Source organism: Paracoccaceae bacterium, from assembly GCA_019454225.1.
Classification (GTDB): domain Bacteria; phylum Pseudomonadota; class Alphaproteobacteria; order Rhodobacterales; family Rhodobacteraceae.
On the sequence record CP075370.1, the window covers coordinates 1478560 to 1493864 of the forward strand.

At 69.7% G+C, this 15305-nt stretch carries 23 protein-coding genes; all 23 read left to right on the plus strand.

Features of this window, described 5'->3' with window-relative positions; translation table 11 throughout:
• The first annotated feature begins 3 nt into the window (after positions 1-3).
• The 23 genes from KF887_07015 (at position 4) to KF887_07125 (ending at position 15185) form a co-directional block, all read left to right on the plus strand.
• Positions 4-264 carry a hypothetical protein gene (locus tag KF887_07015; GenBank protein ID QYK42845.1) on the plus strand — a complete coding sequence of 87 codons (261 nt, stop codon included), beginning with the start codon at positions 4-6 and terminating at the stop codon, positions 262-264.
• Entirely contained in the window at positions 261-833 is a 573-nt protein-coding gene (locus KF887_07020) for a DNA methyltransferase (GenBank protein QYK42846.1), read from the plus strand. Before KF887_07015 ends, KF887_07020 begins: the two co-directional genes overlap by 4 nt.
• Entirely contained in the window at positions 830-1219 is a 390-nt protein-coding gene (locus KF887_07025; protein ID QYK42847.1) for a helix-turn-helix domain-containing protein, read from the plus strand. Before KF887_07020 ends, KF887_07025 begins: the two co-directional genes overlap by 4 nt.
• A 99-nt stretch (positions 1220-1318) precedes the next feature.
• Positions 1319-2254 carry a glycoside hydrolase family protein gene (locus KF887_07030; protein QYK42848.1) on the plus strand — a complete coding sequence of 312 codons (936 nt, stop codon included), beginning with the start codon at positions 1319-1321 and terminating at the stop codon, positions 2252-2254.
• Positions 2254-2622: a hypothetical protein gene (locus KF887_07035; GenBank protein ID QYK42849.1), complete on the plus strand. Its 369-nt coding sequence runs from the start codon at positions 2254-2256 to the stop codon at positions 2620-2622. Before KF887_07030 ends, KF887_07035 begins: the two co-directional genes overlap by 1 nt.
• A 3-nt stretch (positions 2623-2625) precedes the next feature.
• The gene (locus tag KF887_07040) at positions 2626-3138 is read left to right on the plus strand and encodes a hypothetical protein (protein ID QYK42850.1); all 513 of its coding nucleotides are present in this window, start codon (positions 2626-2628) and stop codon (positions 3136-3138) included.
• Positions 3135-3524 carry a DUF2730 family protein gene (locus KF887_07045; GenBank protein ID QYK42851.1) on the plus strand — a complete coding sequence of 130 codons (390 nt, stop codon included), beginning with the start codon at positions 3135-3137 and terminating at the stop codon, positions 3522-3524. Before KF887_07040 ends, KF887_07045 begins: the two co-directional genes overlap by 4 nt.
• A gap of 4 nt (positions 3525-3528) precedes the next feature.
• On the plus strand, positions 3529-3834 hold the full coding sequence (locus KF887_07050; protein QYK42852.1) for a hypothetical protein: 306 nt from the start codon (positions 3529-3531) through the stop codon (positions 3832-3834).
• A gap of 2 nt (positions 3835-3836) precedes the next feature.
• Complete coding sequence (locus tag KF887_07055; GenBank protein QYK42853.1) at positions 3837-4418, plus strand: DUF3486 family protein; 582 nt, start codon at positions 3837-3839, stop codon at positions 4416-4418.
• Positions 4418-4693 (plus strand): hypothetical protein, encoded by a 276-nt coding sequence (locus tag KF887_07060; protein ID QYK42854.1) that lies wholly within the window; start codon positions 4418-4420, stop codon positions 4691-4693. Before KF887_07055 ends, KF887_07060 begins: the two co-directional genes overlap by 1 nt.
• On the plus strand, positions 4690-6339 hold the full coding sequence (locus KF887_07065) for a hypothetical protein (protein QYK42855.1): 1650 nt from the start codon (positions 4690-4692) through the stop codon (positions 6337-6339). The genes KF887_07060 and KF887_07065 overlap by 4 nt, the downstream gene beginning before the upstream one ends.
• Positions 6336-8009: a DUF935 domain-containing protein gene (locus KF887_07070; protein QYK42856.1), complete on the plus strand. Its 1674-nt coding sequence runs from the start codon at positions 6336-6338 to the stop codon at positions 8007-8009. The genes KF887_07065 and KF887_07070 overlap by 4 nt, the downstream gene beginning before the upstream one ends.
• On the plus strand, positions 8002-9528 hold the full coding sequence (locus KF887_07075; GenBank protein QYK42857.1) for a hypothetical protein: 1527 nt from the start codon (positions 8002-8004) through the stop codon (positions 9526-9528). Before KF887_07070 ends, KF887_07075 begins: the two co-directional genes overlap by 8 nt.
• Complete coding sequence (locus KF887_07080) at positions 9525-9722, plus strand: hypothetical protein (GenBank protein ID QYK42858.1); 198 nt, start codon at positions 9525-9527, stop codon at positions 9720-9722. Before KF887_07075 ends, KF887_07080 begins: the two co-directional genes overlap by 4 nt.
• On the plus strand, positions 9709-10203 hold the full coding sequence (locus KF887_07085; GenBank protein ID QYK42859.1) for a phage virion morphogenesis protein: 495 nt from the start codon (positions 9709-9711) through the stop codon (positions 10201-10203). Before KF887_07080 ends, KF887_07085 begins: the two co-directional genes overlap by 14 nt.
• A gap of 102 nt (positions 10204-10305) precedes the next feature.
• Complete coding sequence (locus KF887_07090) at positions 10306-11295, plus strand: hypothetical protein (protein ID QYK42860.1); 990 nt, start codon at positions 10306-10308, stop codon at positions 11293-11295.
• Positions 11295-11726 carry a hypothetical protein gene (locus tag KF887_07095; GenBank protein ID QYK42861.1) on the plus strand — a complete coding sequence of 144 codons (432 nt, stop codon included), beginning with the start codon at positions 11295-11297 and terminating at the stop codon, positions 11724-11726. Before KF887_07090 ends, KF887_07095 begins: the two co-directional genes overlap by 1 nt.
• Positions 11727-11738: 12 nt before the next feature.
• Entirely contained in the window at positions 11739-12632 is an 894-nt protein-coding gene (locus KF887_07100) for a Mu-like prophage major head subunit gpT family protein (protein ID QYK42862.1), read from the plus strand.
• A 67-nt stretch (positions 12633-12699) separates the two neighbouring features.
• Positions 12700-13197, plus strand: coding sequence for a hypothetical protein (locus tag KF887_07105; GenBank protein QYK42863.1), 498 nt, complete (start codon positions 12700-12702; stop codon positions 13195-13197).
• An 18-nt stretch (positions 13198-13215) separates the two neighbouring features.
• On the plus strand, positions 13216-13644 hold the full coding sequence (locus KF887_07110) for a DUF1320 domain-containing protein (GenBank protein ID QYK42864.1): 429 nt from the start codon (positions 13216-13218) through the stop codon (positions 13642-13644).
• Entirely contained in the window at positions 13644-14090 is a 447-nt protein-coding gene (locus KF887_07115; GenBank protein QYK42865.1) for a hypothetical protein, read from the plus strand. Before KF887_07110 ends, KF887_07115 begins: the two co-directional genes overlap by 1 nt.
• Before the next feature lie 2 nt (positions 14091-14092).
• On the plus strand, positions 14093-14251 hold the full coding sequence (locus tag KF887_07120; protein QYK42866.1) for a hypothetical protein: 159 nt from the start codon (positions 14093-14095) through the stop codon (positions 14249-14251).
• 1 nt (position 14252) lies between these two features.
• Entirely contained in the window at positions 14253-15185 is a 933-nt protein-coding gene (locus KF887_07125; GenBank protein QYK42867.1) for a hypothetical protein, read from the plus strand.
• The last annotated feature ends 120 nt before the right edge of the window (positions 15186-15305 follow it).

The following is a 15305-nucleotide window of genomic DNA, read 5'->3' on the forward strand; positions in this document are numbered from 1 at the left end:
GCCGTGAAGAAGTCCCGGATCCGCGTCAGCGATCACGCCGTCCTGCGCTACCTGGAACGGGTGGGCGGATTCGACGTGGAGCGCCTGCGGCGCGAGATCGGGCGGCGGGTCGAGGACGCGGTACTGGCCGGGGCCTGTGGCGTGCAGATCGAGGGCGTGTCCTTCCGAGTCAAGGACGGTCCGGACGGGCCGGTGATCACGACCGTGATCGAGACGGAGTGGTTGGCGGGAGGCCACCAGCGGGCAGAGGGCCGCGGGGAATGAGCGACCTGGCCGCATTCCTGTCACTGCGCCCGGCGGGCGGGTTCGGCCTGATCATGGCCGACCCGCCCTGGTCCTATGCGATGCGGTCGGACAAGGGGTATGCCAAGGCCCCCGAGGGGCAGTACCGCACGATGTCGGTCGAGGCGATTTCCCGCCTTCCGGTCGAGCTGCTGGCCGCCCCCGACTGCGTCCTGTGGCTCTGGGCCGTGAACCCCCAGTTGCCGCAGGCGCTTGCCGTCATGGAGGCGTGGGGGTTCGCGTTCAAGACCGCCGGCCACTGGGCCAAGGTCACGAAATCGGGCAAGCAGACCTTCGGCACCGGCTACATCCTGCGCTGTGCGGGCGAGCCCTTCCTGATCGGGACGCGCGGCGCGCCGGTCACGACGCGCGGCGTGCGGTCGGTCATCATCGGGGAGGCGCGCGAACACAGCCGCAAGCCGGAAGCGGCCTTCATCGCGGCCGAGCGGCTGATGCCCAACGCACAGCGCTGCGAGCTCTTCTCGCGCCAGGCGCGCCCTGGCTGGGCCGCCTGGGGAGACGAGGCGCACAAGTTCGGGGGCGCGGAATGACCGAGGCACCCCGGCCCCCGGCCCATGTCGCGCCCTATGTCCAGGTGCTGGGCGTCGACGACGCCGTCGACTTCCTGATGACCTTCGGGGGCGGCGACCTCTATCTGGCCGATCGCCCGTCGCGGCGCAGCCGTCTGGCCGAGCGCTATGGGCCTGACCGCGCCGCCGCGCTGGCGGAGGCGGTGGGCGCGGTCAAGGTGCGGGTGCCGACGGCGAATGTGTGGATCGCGCATGTCCTGAAATCGCGGGGCTTGTCCGGCGACGAAATCGCGCGCAGGCTGCACGCCTCGAACGTATCGGTGCGCCGCTGGCTGAAGCAGCGCCCCGACCACGGCACCGGCCCGGCCGCGACGGGCGGTGATCCCCGGCAGATGTCGCTCCTCTGAAACGCACACCGTTGCGGGTGTTTCCGCATGCCGCCTGACCGCCATGGTGGGGCAGGGCTGCGGTCGGGGCGACCGGCGGCACAATCCCCGGGGGCAGGCATGCGGACAAGCGCGGAAGGCGTCGCGTTTCTTGAGAGGCACGAGGGTGTGGTGCTGCGCGCCTACCGCTGCCCGGCCGGGGTCTGGACTATCGGTGCTGGCCTGACTGCTGCCTCCGGTGTGGTGCAGCCGACAGCGGGGATGACGATCGACGCGGCCGAGGCGCGCCGACTGCTGATCCAGGCGCTGACCCGGAACTACGAGCCCGCGGTGGACAAGGCCATGACGCGGCCCGCAGGCGCGAAGCAGCATGAGTTCGACGCGGGCGTCTCCTTTCACTTCAACACCGGCGCGATCGGCCGGGCGACTTGGGTGGGCCACTGGCGGGTCTATGCCTGGGACCAGGCTCGCGCCGCGCTGGCGGCCTGGAGGAAGGGCGGCGGCAAGGTCCTGCCGGGTCTGGTCAGGCGCCGGGCGGAGGAGTTCGCGCTGCTGCGCGAGGGCGACTATGGCCACGGTACCCCTGTCCGCCCGGACCGGCCGACGACGACCGCGGCTTCTGCCCGCATCGCGGCGCCGGTGACCGCGGCCGAGGTGCCCGCGATCCGCGAGGCGCTGCAGGGGCTGGGCTACGAGGTCGGGCTCAACCCGGCGCAGGTCCGCGCAGGCGCGGTGCAGCAGTTCCAGCGCGACCACGGGCTGACCGATGACGGGATCATCGGCCGGGCCACGGCGTCGGTGCTGCAACGCGTCCTGGACGCCCGGGCGAAGTCTGCCCCGGCCGCCGCAGGTGCCGCCGCTGGCGGGGCGGTGGCGGGCGGATCGGGTGCCGTGCCCGATCTCGATGCCCTGACTGGCGGGCTGCCGGTGGGCGAGGCCGTGGCGGTTGCGGCGGTGCTGCGCCTGATCTGGCTGGCCTGGACCTATCGCGATGCCCTGGCCCCCGCTGTCCAATCGTTCTCGCCGCGACTGGCGGCCCTGATGAGGAGCTTCTGATGAAAGCCGTCGAAACGCTGGTGGGGGCCGCGCGTGCCATCCTGCTGTGGATGCTCGGGGTGGGGGCGATCGTGACCCTTGGCCTGTGGCTCCTGACGATCCTCTGGCCATCGCACGCGGAGGCGCAGGCGCAATGCGCGCCGCTCGACGCGGTCGAGGCGCAACTGCGCGACCGCTATGGCGAGCAGCTGCTGTTCGACGGCAGGGCAGCCAACGGCCACGCCATGGCGGTCCTGGTCAACCCGGATGGCACCACCTGGACGGCGCTGGTGGTCCGTCCGGACGGGATTGCCTGCATGATGGCAAGCGGCACCGGCTGGGCTGCGGCGTCGCCCGCCGCGCCGGTGCCGCCCGGCACGGAGGGCTGATCGATGTCCGCACTTGCCGCGCTTGCCCTTCAGGCGGGCCTGCCGCTGGTCGAGCGCATCCTGTCGGGCCGCCTCGGGCCCGCGAACGGCGCACTGGCCAGCGACGTCATCCGGGCCGTCGCCGCCCGCGCCGGTGCCGCGCCCGAGGCACTGGAGCAGCTGGCGGCAGACACCCCCGGCCGGGTCATCGAGGCGCTGCGCGCGGTCGAGGCGGGTGATGCCGCCGACCGCACGGCGCTCTACCTGGCCGAGGTCGAGGCCCGCGCCGCGCTTGAGGCGCGCGAGCAGGACGAGCCCCTCTGGGCCCGCGCCTGGCGCCCGGCGGGCATGTACCTGCTCGGGTTCCTCTGGCTCTGGAACATCGTGCTGCTGCACGTCGCGAACGCCATCTGGCGGATCGCGCTTCCGCCCATGCCCTTCGAGCATCTGATCCAGATCAGCGGCCTGTACATGGGCCTCTACATGGGCGGGCACACGGTCAAGGACCTGGCTGCGAAATGGGGGGCCAAGGCATGACCCCCGCCGATACCTCCATCCAGTCGCTCGTCCTCTGGGCCGTGGCGCTGACCACGCTGTTCAACTTCATCTCGCTGATCTGGGGGGTCTTCTCGGGGCCTTCGCGCAAGAACGGGACCGAGATCGAGGCGCTGAAAACCCGCGTTGCCACACAGCACGAGGCGCTGATGGCGCGGCTTGGCGCGCATGGCGAGCGGATCGGCAATGTCGAGCAGGCCCTGCGCGCGATCCCCGCAAAGGAGGAGCTGCACGAGCTGGAGATCGCGATGACCCGGCTGCAGGGCGAGATGGCGACGATGTCCGAGGCGATGCGCGGCCAGAACGAGATCATGCGGCGCGTCGAGGCCCTGGTGGCGCGGCACGAAGATCATCTGCTGAAGAAGTGACCCGATGACCGATTACGAGAACGAGAGTGTCCGCCCAGACGCCCGGCTGATCATCCTGAAGGCGCTGGCCGCCCAGACGGACGAGCGGCTGCATTCGGGGTTCATCGGCGAGGAGCTGCGCCGCTTCGGCATCGACCGGCCGCGCGAGTGGGTGCACGGCGAGCTGGACTGGCTGGCCGAGATGGGAGCCGTCACGCTGACCAAGCCCGGCAGCGTGGTCGTGGCCACCCTTGCCGAAAAGGGCGCCCGCCACCTGCGGCGCTCTGTCGTGATCGAAGGCGTCAAACGCCCCGCGCGGCCGGGTGAATAGGCATGGCCAGCGGGCGCGGGCGTCTGTCGAGTTTCGACCTTCTGCCGAAGGAGGCCGATCACATTGTCGCCTGGGCGGCCGGGGAACTGGCCGACCGGGAAAAGACGCAGACCGACATCTACGCCGAGTTCGTGACGCGCTGCGAGGCGCTGATGAAGGAACATCGGGGCGAGCTTGAGTTCCGCATTCCGGCATTCGCCTCGTTCAACCGTTTCAGCCTGCGGCAGGCGCGGCTGTCGCGACGGCTGGACCAGACGCGCGAGATCGTCGCGGTCCTGAGCCAGAAGCACGATGCCAAGGCCAGCGACGACCTGACGATCATGGCGGCCGAGATGGTCAAGGCCGTCGTCCTGCACATGCTGGGTGACGCGGCCGACGGTGTCGAGCCGAAGGAGCTGAAGGCGTTGGCCGATGGCCTGCGCGCGGCGCAGGCGGCGCAGAACATGAGCGCCGATCGGCGGGCGAAGATCGAGGCGGCGGTAAAGGACCGGATGGCCGAGGCGGTCGATACCGTCGCCAGGGCGCGCGGCCTGACTGGCGACACGACCGAGGCGATCAAGCGCGAAATTCTGGGGGTGGTGTGATGCCCGCGACACCTGCCGAAGTGGCGAATGATCTGGCGGCGCAGGGGGCGTTCTTCCTGCGCCGGGATGAGGACGTGGCGCGCGCCTGCCGTGAAGCCGCGCGGGTGATCCGCAAGCTCCTGGCCGGGGAGCATGTGGACGGGCGCACCTGGCATGGCCTTCAGGACCGGATGACGTGGCTCGACTTCAGGTTCCGCAGCCAGCCGGACACGCAGATCGCCAAGTCGATCAGCCGCGGGCTTCAAACGCTCCGGGACTTGAGGGCGGCCGGATGACCGCGATCCCCAGCCAGGTCGAGTGGGCGGCGGCACGCGCGGCCGCGATGGATGCGATCCCGGGGATGGTGAAGGCCGAGGGGCTGCCGTCGGTCCTGTTGCCCTATCAGGCCCGCGCGGTGCATCTTCTGGACTCTGTCGCCGTCGAGGCGCTGTTCATCGAGAAGTCGCGCCGGATCGGCCTCACCTGGGGGCTCGGTGCCTATGCCGTCCTGCGCGCTGCGCGGCAGAAGTCGGCGGGCGGCATGGACGTCATGTACATCAGCTACAGCCGCGAGATGACGCGCGAGTTCATCGACGTCTGCGCGATGTGGGCGCGCGCCTTCGACAGCGCGGCGGCGGCCGTCGAGGAGACGGTCTTCGACCAGGGCGACGACGGCCGCGCGATCAACGCCTTCCGGATCAAGTTCGCCTCCGGCTTTGAGATCATGGCGCTGTCCTCGAGCCCGCGCGGCCTGCGCGGCAAGCAGGGCGTGGTGATCATCGACGAAGCGGCCTTCGTCGATGACCTCGCCGCCCTCCTGAAATCCGCCATGGCCTTCCTGATGTGGGGCGGGCAGGTGGTGGTCTGTTCCACGCATCTGGGCGCGGACAACCCGTTCAACGCCGAGATACAGGACATCCTGGCCGGGCGGTCGCCCTATGCCCACATGCGGATCGATCTGGACCAGGCGCTGCACGACGGCCTCTTTCGGCGCATCTGCCTTGTGCGCGGCAAGACCTGGACGCCGGAGGCCGAGGCCGAATGGCGGCAGAAGATCCTCGACTTCTATCGCGACAATGCGGACGAGGAACTTTACTGCGTCCCGAGCCAGTCGTCCGGGTCCTGGCTGCCCGCCCCCCTGATTGAGGCGCGGATGACGGTCCAGGTGCCGGTGCTGCGGCTGGAACTGCCGAAGGACTACCTGCACCGCGATCGGTTGAGTCAGGAGGCGCTGATGGCGCCCTTCCTCGAGGCGCTGGACGCGCAGCTGGCCGGCTTGGACCTGACCCTGCGCTTTGCCTTCGGGTCCGACTTCGCGCGCCATGTGGACCTGTCCACCGGGTCATTGATGGCCATTGAAACGGGCCTTAAACGCCGCGAGGTGCTGGCCTACGAGCTGCGCAACGTGCCGGGCAACGAGCAGAAGGACGTCGCCCGCAAGGTGCTGGGCCATGTCCGTGCGCGTCTGGTGGGGGCCGCCTTCGACGCGACCGGCATGGGCTGGACCGTCGCCGAGGACATGGGGCGCATCTTCGGGCTGCGCGAAACCCCCGAGGGCGCGGGACTGATCATCGCCCTGAAGTTCACCGAGGAATGGTACCGGCTGGAGATGCCGCCCCTGAAGGCGGCGTTCGAGGATGACCAGATCGCGCTGATCCGCGATGCGGACCATCTGTCCGACCTGCGCGCCATCAAGCTGGTGCGCGGGATCGCGCGCCTGCCAGCGCTGCGCGAGGGCGACACCGGCAAGAAGCGCCATGGCGACCATGCCGTCGCGGTGGCGCTGGCGCACTGGGCCAGTCGCCTGCCCTGGACCGAATACGACTACCAGTCCGCCAAGCCGCAGGAGGCAGCCTCCGATCCTCTCGGTGGGCCGGATGAGGATACCGCGCGGGCCTGGTGGAAACCGCCGCTGGGCGCTGCGCTGAAAGGCTGGATGTGATGAAGAAGCCCCTCCTGATCGACGCCTACGGCCGCCCGCTTGAACGGTCGGCCCTGACCGAAGAGGTCATGGCTGCCACGCTGGGTGGCGTCCGCAGCCCGCTGACAGGCTATCCTGCCGACGGGCTGAACCCCGAACGGCTGGCCAGCATCCTGCGCGAGGCAGATGGCGGCGATCCGATCCGCTACATGGAACTCGCCCAGACGATCGAGGAACGCGACCTGCATTACGTGGGCGTGCTGGGCACCCGGCGCCGGTCGGTCAGCCAGCTCGATATCAGTGTCGAGGCGGCCGAGGAGGGCGGCGCGGAAGGGGAGCGCTGGGCAAAGGTCGTGCGCAAATGGCTGCAGCGCGAGGAGCTGCAGTCGGACCTCTTCGACATCCTCGACGCGATCGGCAAGGGCTACTCGGGGACCGAGATCATCTGGGACACTTCGGAGGGGCAGTGGGAACCCGCGCGGCTGGAATGGCGCGACCCGCGGTGGTTCCGGTTCGAGACCCGCGACCTGACGACGCCGATGCGCCTGCAGCCCAGTGGCGAGAAGGTGCCGCTTGAGCCCGGCAAGTTCATCTGGGCGGTGATGCGCGCGAAGTCTGGCCTGCCCCTGCGGTCCGGTCTTGCCCGGATCGTCGCGTGGGCGTGGATGTTCAAGGCCTACACGCAGCGGGACTGGGCGATCTTCACGCAGACCTATGGCCAGCCTGTCCGGGTAGGCAAATGGGGCACCGGGGCCAGCGAGGAGGACAAGTCAAAGCTGTTCCGCGCGGTGGCAAACATCGCGGGCGACATGGCCGCGATCATCCCCGACACGATGCAGATCGACTTCATCGAAGCCGCGAACGTGGGAGCGGGGTCGAGCCTCTACAAGGATCGGGCCGACTGGCTGGATCAGCAGGTGTCAAAGGCCGTGCTTGGGCAGACGGCCACCACCGATGCCGTGACCGGTGGCCTCGGGTCCGGCAAGGAACACCGCCAGGTGCAGGAGGACATCGAGCGGGCCGACGCGAAGGCCCTGTCGGCCACCCTGAACCGGGAACTGGTCGGGATCTGGATGGCGCTGAACGGCGTGCCGAAGCCGATGTGGCCCCGGTTGAAGATCGGTCGCCCCGAGCAGGAGGACCTTGCCGCCTTCGCCATGGCCGTGACGCCCTTCATCGACCGTGGGCTGCAGGTGTCCGAGGCGACGATCCGCGAGAAGTTCGCCTTGCCGGAGCCGGGCAGGGAGGACGCGCTTCTGCGCCCAAAAGGGGCCGGTCCTGCGTCCGGAACCGCTGATGACGTGTCGCCGGGTGCAGATGGCACCGAGGCCCCGGGGCAGACTTCGCCGATTAAACGGGAATCCGGCGAATTTAAACGGGGTCAGCGCCTCCCGGGCATGGAGACGGCGGCGCAGGCGTTGATGGCCTCTGGCGGCCCGTTTTCGGGGGTGGACCCGGCGGAGACCCTGACGCGCCAGCTGGCCCTCGAGGCGGCACCCGAGATGGCCCGGCTCGTCGCGCGGATCGAGGCGATGGCACAGGCCGCCACCTCGCTCGGGGAGCTGCGTGAAATGATGCTGGCGGCCTTCCCTGATCTCGACGTGGCCAGCCTTGGCCGGGTCATCGCACAGGGGCTTCTGGCGGCGCACCTTGGTGGTCGCGTCGCTGTCACCGAGGAAGACGATGGCTGACACGGCGCTGCCCCGCGCCTTTGCGGTCTTCCGGCGCCCGTTCCCCGAACAGGTGGCCGCGTTCCGGCTGCGGCTGGGCGACCTGCGTCCGACGCGGGCCTGGACCGATCTCTGGCAGGCCGAGCATGACCGCGCCTTCATGGTGGCGGGCGCGCTGAAGGCGGACCTGCTGGCCGATCTCGCGGCGGCCGTGCAGTCGGCGATCGAGGAGGGCACCGGCATCGAGCGGTTCCGGGCCGAGTTCCGCGAGATCGTGGAACGGCGCGGCTGGCACGGCTGGACGGGCGAGGGGTCGAAGCGGGGCGAGGCCTGGCGCACGCGGGTCATCTACAAGACCAACATGCAGACCACCTTTGCGGCCGGGCGCTGGGCCCAGCTGAAGCAGGCGGGGTTTCCGCTGCTGATCTACAGGCACGGCGGCAGCCTCGAGCCCCGCCTGCAGCATCTGGGCTGGGACGGGCTGATTCTGCCCGCCGACCATCCCTTCTGGCAGACCCACGCCCCGCCGAACGGATGGGGCTGCAGCTGCTATGTCATCGGCGCGCGGTCGATGCGCGACGCGGTGCGCAAGGGTGGCAAGCCCGGCAAGACCCTGCCGGACGGCTGGGCGGTCCGGTCGCCCAAGACCGGCGCGCCGCCGGGCATCGACAAGGGCTGGGCCTATGCGCCCGGCGCCAGCGTGGCCGAGACCATCGCGCAGGTTGCGGCCAAGCTGCCCGGCCTGCCGGGGTTGCTGGCGGGCGATCTGGGCCGTGACCTGCCCGCGCAGGTGCCGCCCGCCCCGCCGCCGCAACCCGCGCCCCAGCCCGCCCCGCCGCCGGTGCCCGAGTTCCTTGCCTGGACGGACTGGCCCCGGGTGCGGACCCTCGAGGACGTCCGCCGCGCGGCCGTCGCCGCCGGTGTGGCCGAGAACGTCTCGCTGCGGTCGTCGCTGCCGATGGCCGGGGTCAATGCCTATCTGCGTCAAGGTGCGGAGATCACCCAGCGCTTTGGGCTGCCGAAACTCCGGCATTTTGCCGAAGCCTCGGACCTGCCGTTCCGGGTGCGCGGCGCGCGCCGGGCGGCAGCCTTCTACGTCGCAAGCATGCAGTCCATGGGGGTGAAGGCCAAGGGCGTCTCGCCGTCGCAGGTGAAGGCCCTGTTCGATCTGGATGAGGCGCCCTCGACTGTGGCGCGATGGCATGACGAGCTGGCCCGCGCCAGTTCGGAGGTGCGGGACCGCGCCACCCGCATGGCGCCGCGCCGCTGGAGCGTGGTCCGCGAGGTCAGGGACATCGCATCCCATGAATGGGGGCACCATCTGCATTACAGCTGGCGCCGGGAGGTCGATGACCTGATCGACCGACACGCCATGATCGCCGACGGCTGGCCGAAGCTGATCAGTCGCTATGCGGGCACCAACCGCGAGGAGTTCATCGCCGAGAGCTTTGCCCTCTACATGCGCGGTGACGCGACCCAGTTCTTCCGGCTACACCCGGAGCTGCTTGCCTATTTCCAGAGGAAGGACCGGCAGACATGACCGACATCTTCGACCGCGCCCGCCAGCTGATCGACGCCGCCGCCACGCATCCAGACCCTGAGGCAGCGATGCGGGCGCTAGAACGCGAAGCCAGCGTCGAGGACCGGGCGATGTTTCCCGCCCTGTGGGAGGCGCTGGTCCTGAAGCTGAACGAACTGCCGCCTGAAGGCGGGGATGCTGATGATCCGGCATGAGATCGATGTGAGCTTTGCCGTGGCCGCACTGGCGGCGCTGTCGGGCCGGATGACCGACATGACGCCGGTGATGCAGAGCCTCGGCGAGTATCTGGTCACCTCGACCCGCGAACGCTTCCCGACCGGCAAGGCCCCCGATGGCACGCCCTGGGCGCCGAAGTCCGCCACGACCCTTGCCCGTTATGCCAGGCGGGGCGACGGCCAACCCCTGCGCCCGCTCTACGGCCCGACCGGCCTTCTGTCGCAGCAGTTCGCAAGCTTCCCAACGGCCACGGGCGTCGAATGGGGGTCGAACCTGATCTATTCGGCCGTGATGCAGTTCGGCGCGGCGAAGGGCGCCTTCGGATCGATGGCGAACGGCTCGGCCATCCCCTGGGGCAACATTCCCGCCCGCCCCTTTCTGGGCCTGTCGCCCGAGGATGAGGCGGTGATCTTGGACGACCTGGCCGAGTGGCTGGAGGGTGCCGTCGAAGCGCCTTGACCGGCACGGCCCGCGCCGTCACCCTGTCGGCAAGGGCAGGCCCCGCGCCCCCGCACACCGTTGCGGATGTATCGGCCGAGGGTGATCCGCGATTGTCGCGGCATGACCCCGAACCAGTCCACAGCCCTTTCGTCCGTCATGATGGCGTTTGCCCCGGTTGCCTCCGGGGATGAAGCAGCCGTGCCGGAATGGATTCACCTCCTGCCTGTCGCGGCAGATGGTGCGATCCGGACGGATGACCAGCGCGGCCCCTACCGGGCCGCCGGCCTGCAGTCGATCATCGCGGCGAGCTTTGCCGGGGCCGACCGGCTGATCATCGACCAGGAGCATGCCACCGACAAACTGGCCCCGCAGGGCTTTCCGGCCCCGGCGCGGGGCTGGATCGTGGCCATGGAGGCGCGCGCCGACGGCATCTGGGGCCGCGTCGAGTGGACGGGCGAGGGCCGCAGGCTTGTGGCGGATCGCGCCTATCGCGGCATCAGCCCGGTGCTTTTGCATGACGCGAAGAAGGTCGTGCACGCGATCCCGCGGGCGTCGCTTGTCAACCGTCCGAATCTCAAGGGGCTCGTCGCCCTGAATTCCGCAGACCAGGAGAAACCCATGGACAAGATCGCCGAAGCCCTTGGGCTGCAGGCTGGCGCCAGCGCCGACGACATCATCGCCGCCATCGGCCGCAAGAACGCGGGCGTTGGCGAAGCGGCCTTGCAGGCATCGCTCCAGCAGGCCCAGGGCGCAGTGAGCGCCCTGCAGACGCAGGTCGCCGGGCTATCGGCCGCGCTGAACGCCCGCGAGGAAGCCGACAAGCGCACCCGTGCCGAAGCCTTCATCGACAGGGCCATCGCCGACAAGCGCCCCGGCCTGAACACCCAGACGCGCGACTACTTCGTGTCGCTGCACATGGCCGACCCGCAGAAGACCGAGGCCGCGATCCTGACGATCCAGCCGATCGGCCCGACTGGCATGTCGACCGACCCGCCCGCCGCCCAGCCCGGTGGCATCACCTCGCTCAACGCCTCGGATCTGGAAGCGGCCCGGGTGCTTGGCATCCCGGCCGAGAAATTCATCGAGGCTCGCAAGAAGGAACAGAACTGATGGTGGCCCTGACCTCCGACCGCAACACGCCGCGCCTTGAGGGCGACGAGCGCGTGGGCACGCTTGGTGCCAACCAGCTGATCTATGCCGGGGCGATCCTGATGCGGAACGCCACGGGTGACCTGATCGAGGGCGCGACCGCGACCGGGTCCTTCGGTGTCGGCATGGCGCTGGAGCGGATGGCCTCGACCACAGCCGGGGCCACCGCCATCCGCTACCGCCCGGGCATCTTCCGCTTTGCCAACTCGGCCGCCGGAGACGCCATCGCCAAGGCCGACATCGGCACCGTCTGCTACATCGTCGACGACCAGACGGTCGCCAAGACGAGTGGCACCAACACCCGCAGCCCGGCGGGCGTCGTCGACAGCGTGGACGCCCAGGGCGTCTGGGTGCGCTTCGACGAGAGCCTCACCCGCGCCATGCTCTCGTAAGGAGACCCCCAGATGCTTGTAAACGCAGCCAACCTCGACAGCTTGCGCGTCGGCTACGGCACCGCCTTCCAGAACGGCCTGTCGCAGGCCGCCAGCCAGTTCGCGATGATCGCCACGGTGATCACCGCGACCCAGAAGGAACAGAAATACGGCTGGCTCGGCAAGCTGCCGCGCGTGCGCGAATGGGTCGGCGCCCGCGCCATCCAGAACCTGATGCAGCACGACTACGCCATCAAGGAAAAGCCGCTCGAACTGACCATCGGGGTCGACCGCGACGACATCGAGACCGACAACCTCGGGATCTACACGCCGCTCTTCACCGAGATGGGCATGTCGTCGGGGGCCTACAAGGACGAACTGGCCTTCGGCCTCCTGAAGGACGGCTTCTCGACCGAGTGCTATGACAAGCAGTTCTTCTTCGATACCGATCACCCGGTGCTGGACAAGGACGGCAACACGATCAGCGTGGCCAACACCGATGGCGGGTCGGGTACGCCCTGGTTCCTGCTGGACGTCAGCCGGGCGCTGAAGCCGATCATCATCCAGCAGCGCAAGGACTTCGAGTTCACCGCCCTGACCGATCTCAGCGCCCCGAACGTCTTCATGAACAAGGAGTTCATCTACGGCGTCGACGCCCGGATGAACGCGGGCTTCGGGTTCTGGCAGATGGCCTGGGGATCGAAGCAGACGCTGAACGCAACGAACTATGCCGTCGCCCGTTCGGCCGTGATGAGCATGAAAGGCGATTATGGCCGTCCGCTGGGCCTGCGTCCCAGCCTTCTGGTGGTGCCGCCCGCGCTGGAATCGGCGGCGCTAAAGATCGTCAACAACGAGTTGGGCTCGGGCGGCGAGAGCAACGAGTGGAAGGGCACCGCGACCGTGATGGTCGCGCCCTGGCTCGCCTGAGGCGGCGTTCGGTTGAAAGTGGGGCCGGGAACACCGGCCCCATCGTTGAACCGAAAGGAGCTCACCTATGGCACATCGCGCGAAAGCCGCCACCGATCCGAAGGCCGGGAAACTCTCCCCCGGGGCAGTATCCGGCCCGGACGCGCCCGAAACGGGCGCGGCGGTCACCACCTCCGGCTCCGTGCCGGAGGTGGTGATCGAGCCTGCCGCAGCCGACGAGGCGGCCAAGGCGGTTGTTCCCCAAGAGGCCGACACCGCGACACCTGCGGAAAGCGGCCCGACGCCCGAACCGGAAACGGGGACCGAGGGGCAGGCGGCAGCGGCGGGGGAGGGCTCGCCTTCCTCCGCCGAGGCTCCGACCCCCGCCGATGACGGGAATGCCCCGTCGCTGGAGCCGGTCTGGTCGCTGATCGTCACCGGTCCCAAATCCGGCCGCCGCCGCGCCGGGCGGCAGTTCGGCCCCGAGCCCGTGACGCTGGCGGTGTCCGACCTGTCAGAGGCGGAGATCGCCGCCCTGATGACTGACCCCGCCCTGACAATCCAGACCATCAACGCGCCCTACTGACCCCGAGGACCGCCCGGCATGACCTACGCCACCGCAGACCAGCTGACCGAACGCTACGGCGAGCAGATGCTCATCGCGGCGACCGATCGGGGCGCGGTGCCGACCGGCGCGCCGGACATGGCGACCATCGCCCGGGCCCTGGCCTCGGCCGACGCGGTGATCGACGGGTTCCTCAACGACCGCTACGCCCTGCCGCTGGCCGATGTGCCGCCACTCCTGGCCGACATCGCCCAGGCCATCGCGATCTACCGGCTGCACCCCTATGCCGCCGATCCGAAGCTGAAGGAAGACCACGCCGACGCGCTGCGCATGCTGCGCGACATCGCGGACGGCCGGGTGCGGCTGTCGTTGGCCGGGGTCGAGACGCCCGGCACGGGGGACACCGGCGCGATGTTCACCGACCGCGAGCGGCCGATGACCGAAACCACGCTGAAGGGGTTCATCTGATGCCCGCCCCGGCGCCCCTGACCGAGGCCGTCATCGCGCGGCTCGAGGCGATGATGCCCGCCATGACCGGGCGCGTGCGGCGCGCGGCCGATCTGTCGGCGCTGATGCGCAACAACGCGGCACCGCAGTCGGGCATGTCGGCCTTCGTTCTGCCGGGCGGAATCGAGGGCGGCCAGCAGGACCGGGCCTCGGGCGCGCATCTGCAGATCGTCACCCGCGTCGTGACCATCGTCCTGATGTTCCGCGCGGGCGACCCGGCCGCGAACGCCGTCGTCGACCAGGCCGACGTCCTGATCGCCGATGTCGCCCAGGCGCTGGCCGGGTGGGTGCCCCCCGGCACGATCGGCGACCCGATGGCCTTTCGCCGCGTCTCGGCCCCGAGCGGGGCGGGCGGCACCTTTGTCTACGAGATGCAATTCGCCGCGCGCGACCAGCTGAGGACCTGAGGATGACCCGCCCCAAACCCGCCGCCGAAGCTCCGACGCCCGCGCCCTTGCCCCTGCCGGGAGAGGGCGGCGCCTGGCTGCGCCTGCCCGACGGCCGCCTTGTGCGCGACGCCGAGGCACCCGTTCAAAGCCCCGTTGAACCCCCCGTGAAGGAGGCCTGAGATGCCGCTGTTCTGGAACCGCAAGGTCGTCCTGTGCAAGGTCGAGACCATCTACGGCACCGACGCCACGCCGACCGGGGCCGCCGACGCGGTGCAGGCGATCAACGTGTCGCTGATGCCCATGGAGGGCGAGGACGTGGCGCGCGGGCTCGAGCGGGCCACGCTGGGTGCCGACGCGACGATCCCGGCGGGCCTGCATGCGAAGATGTCCTTTGAGGTCGAGCTTGCGCCCTCGGGCACCGCAGGCACCGTGCCCGCCTGGGGGCCGCTCCTGCGGGCCTGCGCGGTGGCGCAGGTGGTCAGCGCGGGCGTCTCGGTCGCCTACAACCCGATCTCGGCCAACCATGAGAGCGTGACGCTGCATTTCTTCGTGGACGGCACGCGCTATGCGCTGGTCGGCGGGCGCGGCACGGGCAAGCTGATGCTGGCGGCAAGCGCCGTGCCGAAGATCATGTTCGAGCTGACCGGCCTCTTCACCCAGCCCGCGGCCGGGGCGAACCCCACGCCGACGCTGACCGCCTGGGCCGCGCCGCAGATCGTGTCGGACGCAAACACCCCCACCGTCACTTTCAATTCGGTGGACATGGTGCTGCGCAGCCTCGAGTTCGATCTGGGCAACCAGATCGTGCCGCGGTTCCTCGTGAATTCGGAATCTATCCTGATCCCGCAGCGGTCCGAGAAGATCGCCGCCGTGGTCGAGGCGGTGCCGCTGGCGACGCTGAACCCCTACGCGCTGGCCGCGTCACAGACTGCAGCCGCGCTGAGCATCGTGCACGGTACCGGCGCCGGGCGCATCACGACCCTGTCGGTGCCGCGCGCGCAAATCCAGCGACCGCAGGGGCTGTCCAACCAGGACGGCATCGTCGAGTGGCCGCTGTCCTTCGTGCCCTTGCCCGACGCGGGCAACGACCAGTGGACGCTGGCGCTGACCTGACACCCTGACCCGACCCGCCCCGAGGAGGCCCCATGTTCCGCGTGATCCCGAACCCCGAATTCGTCGAGCCCGTGCGCGTCGACACTCCCGATGGCGAGGGCTGGGCGGCGCAGACCCTGC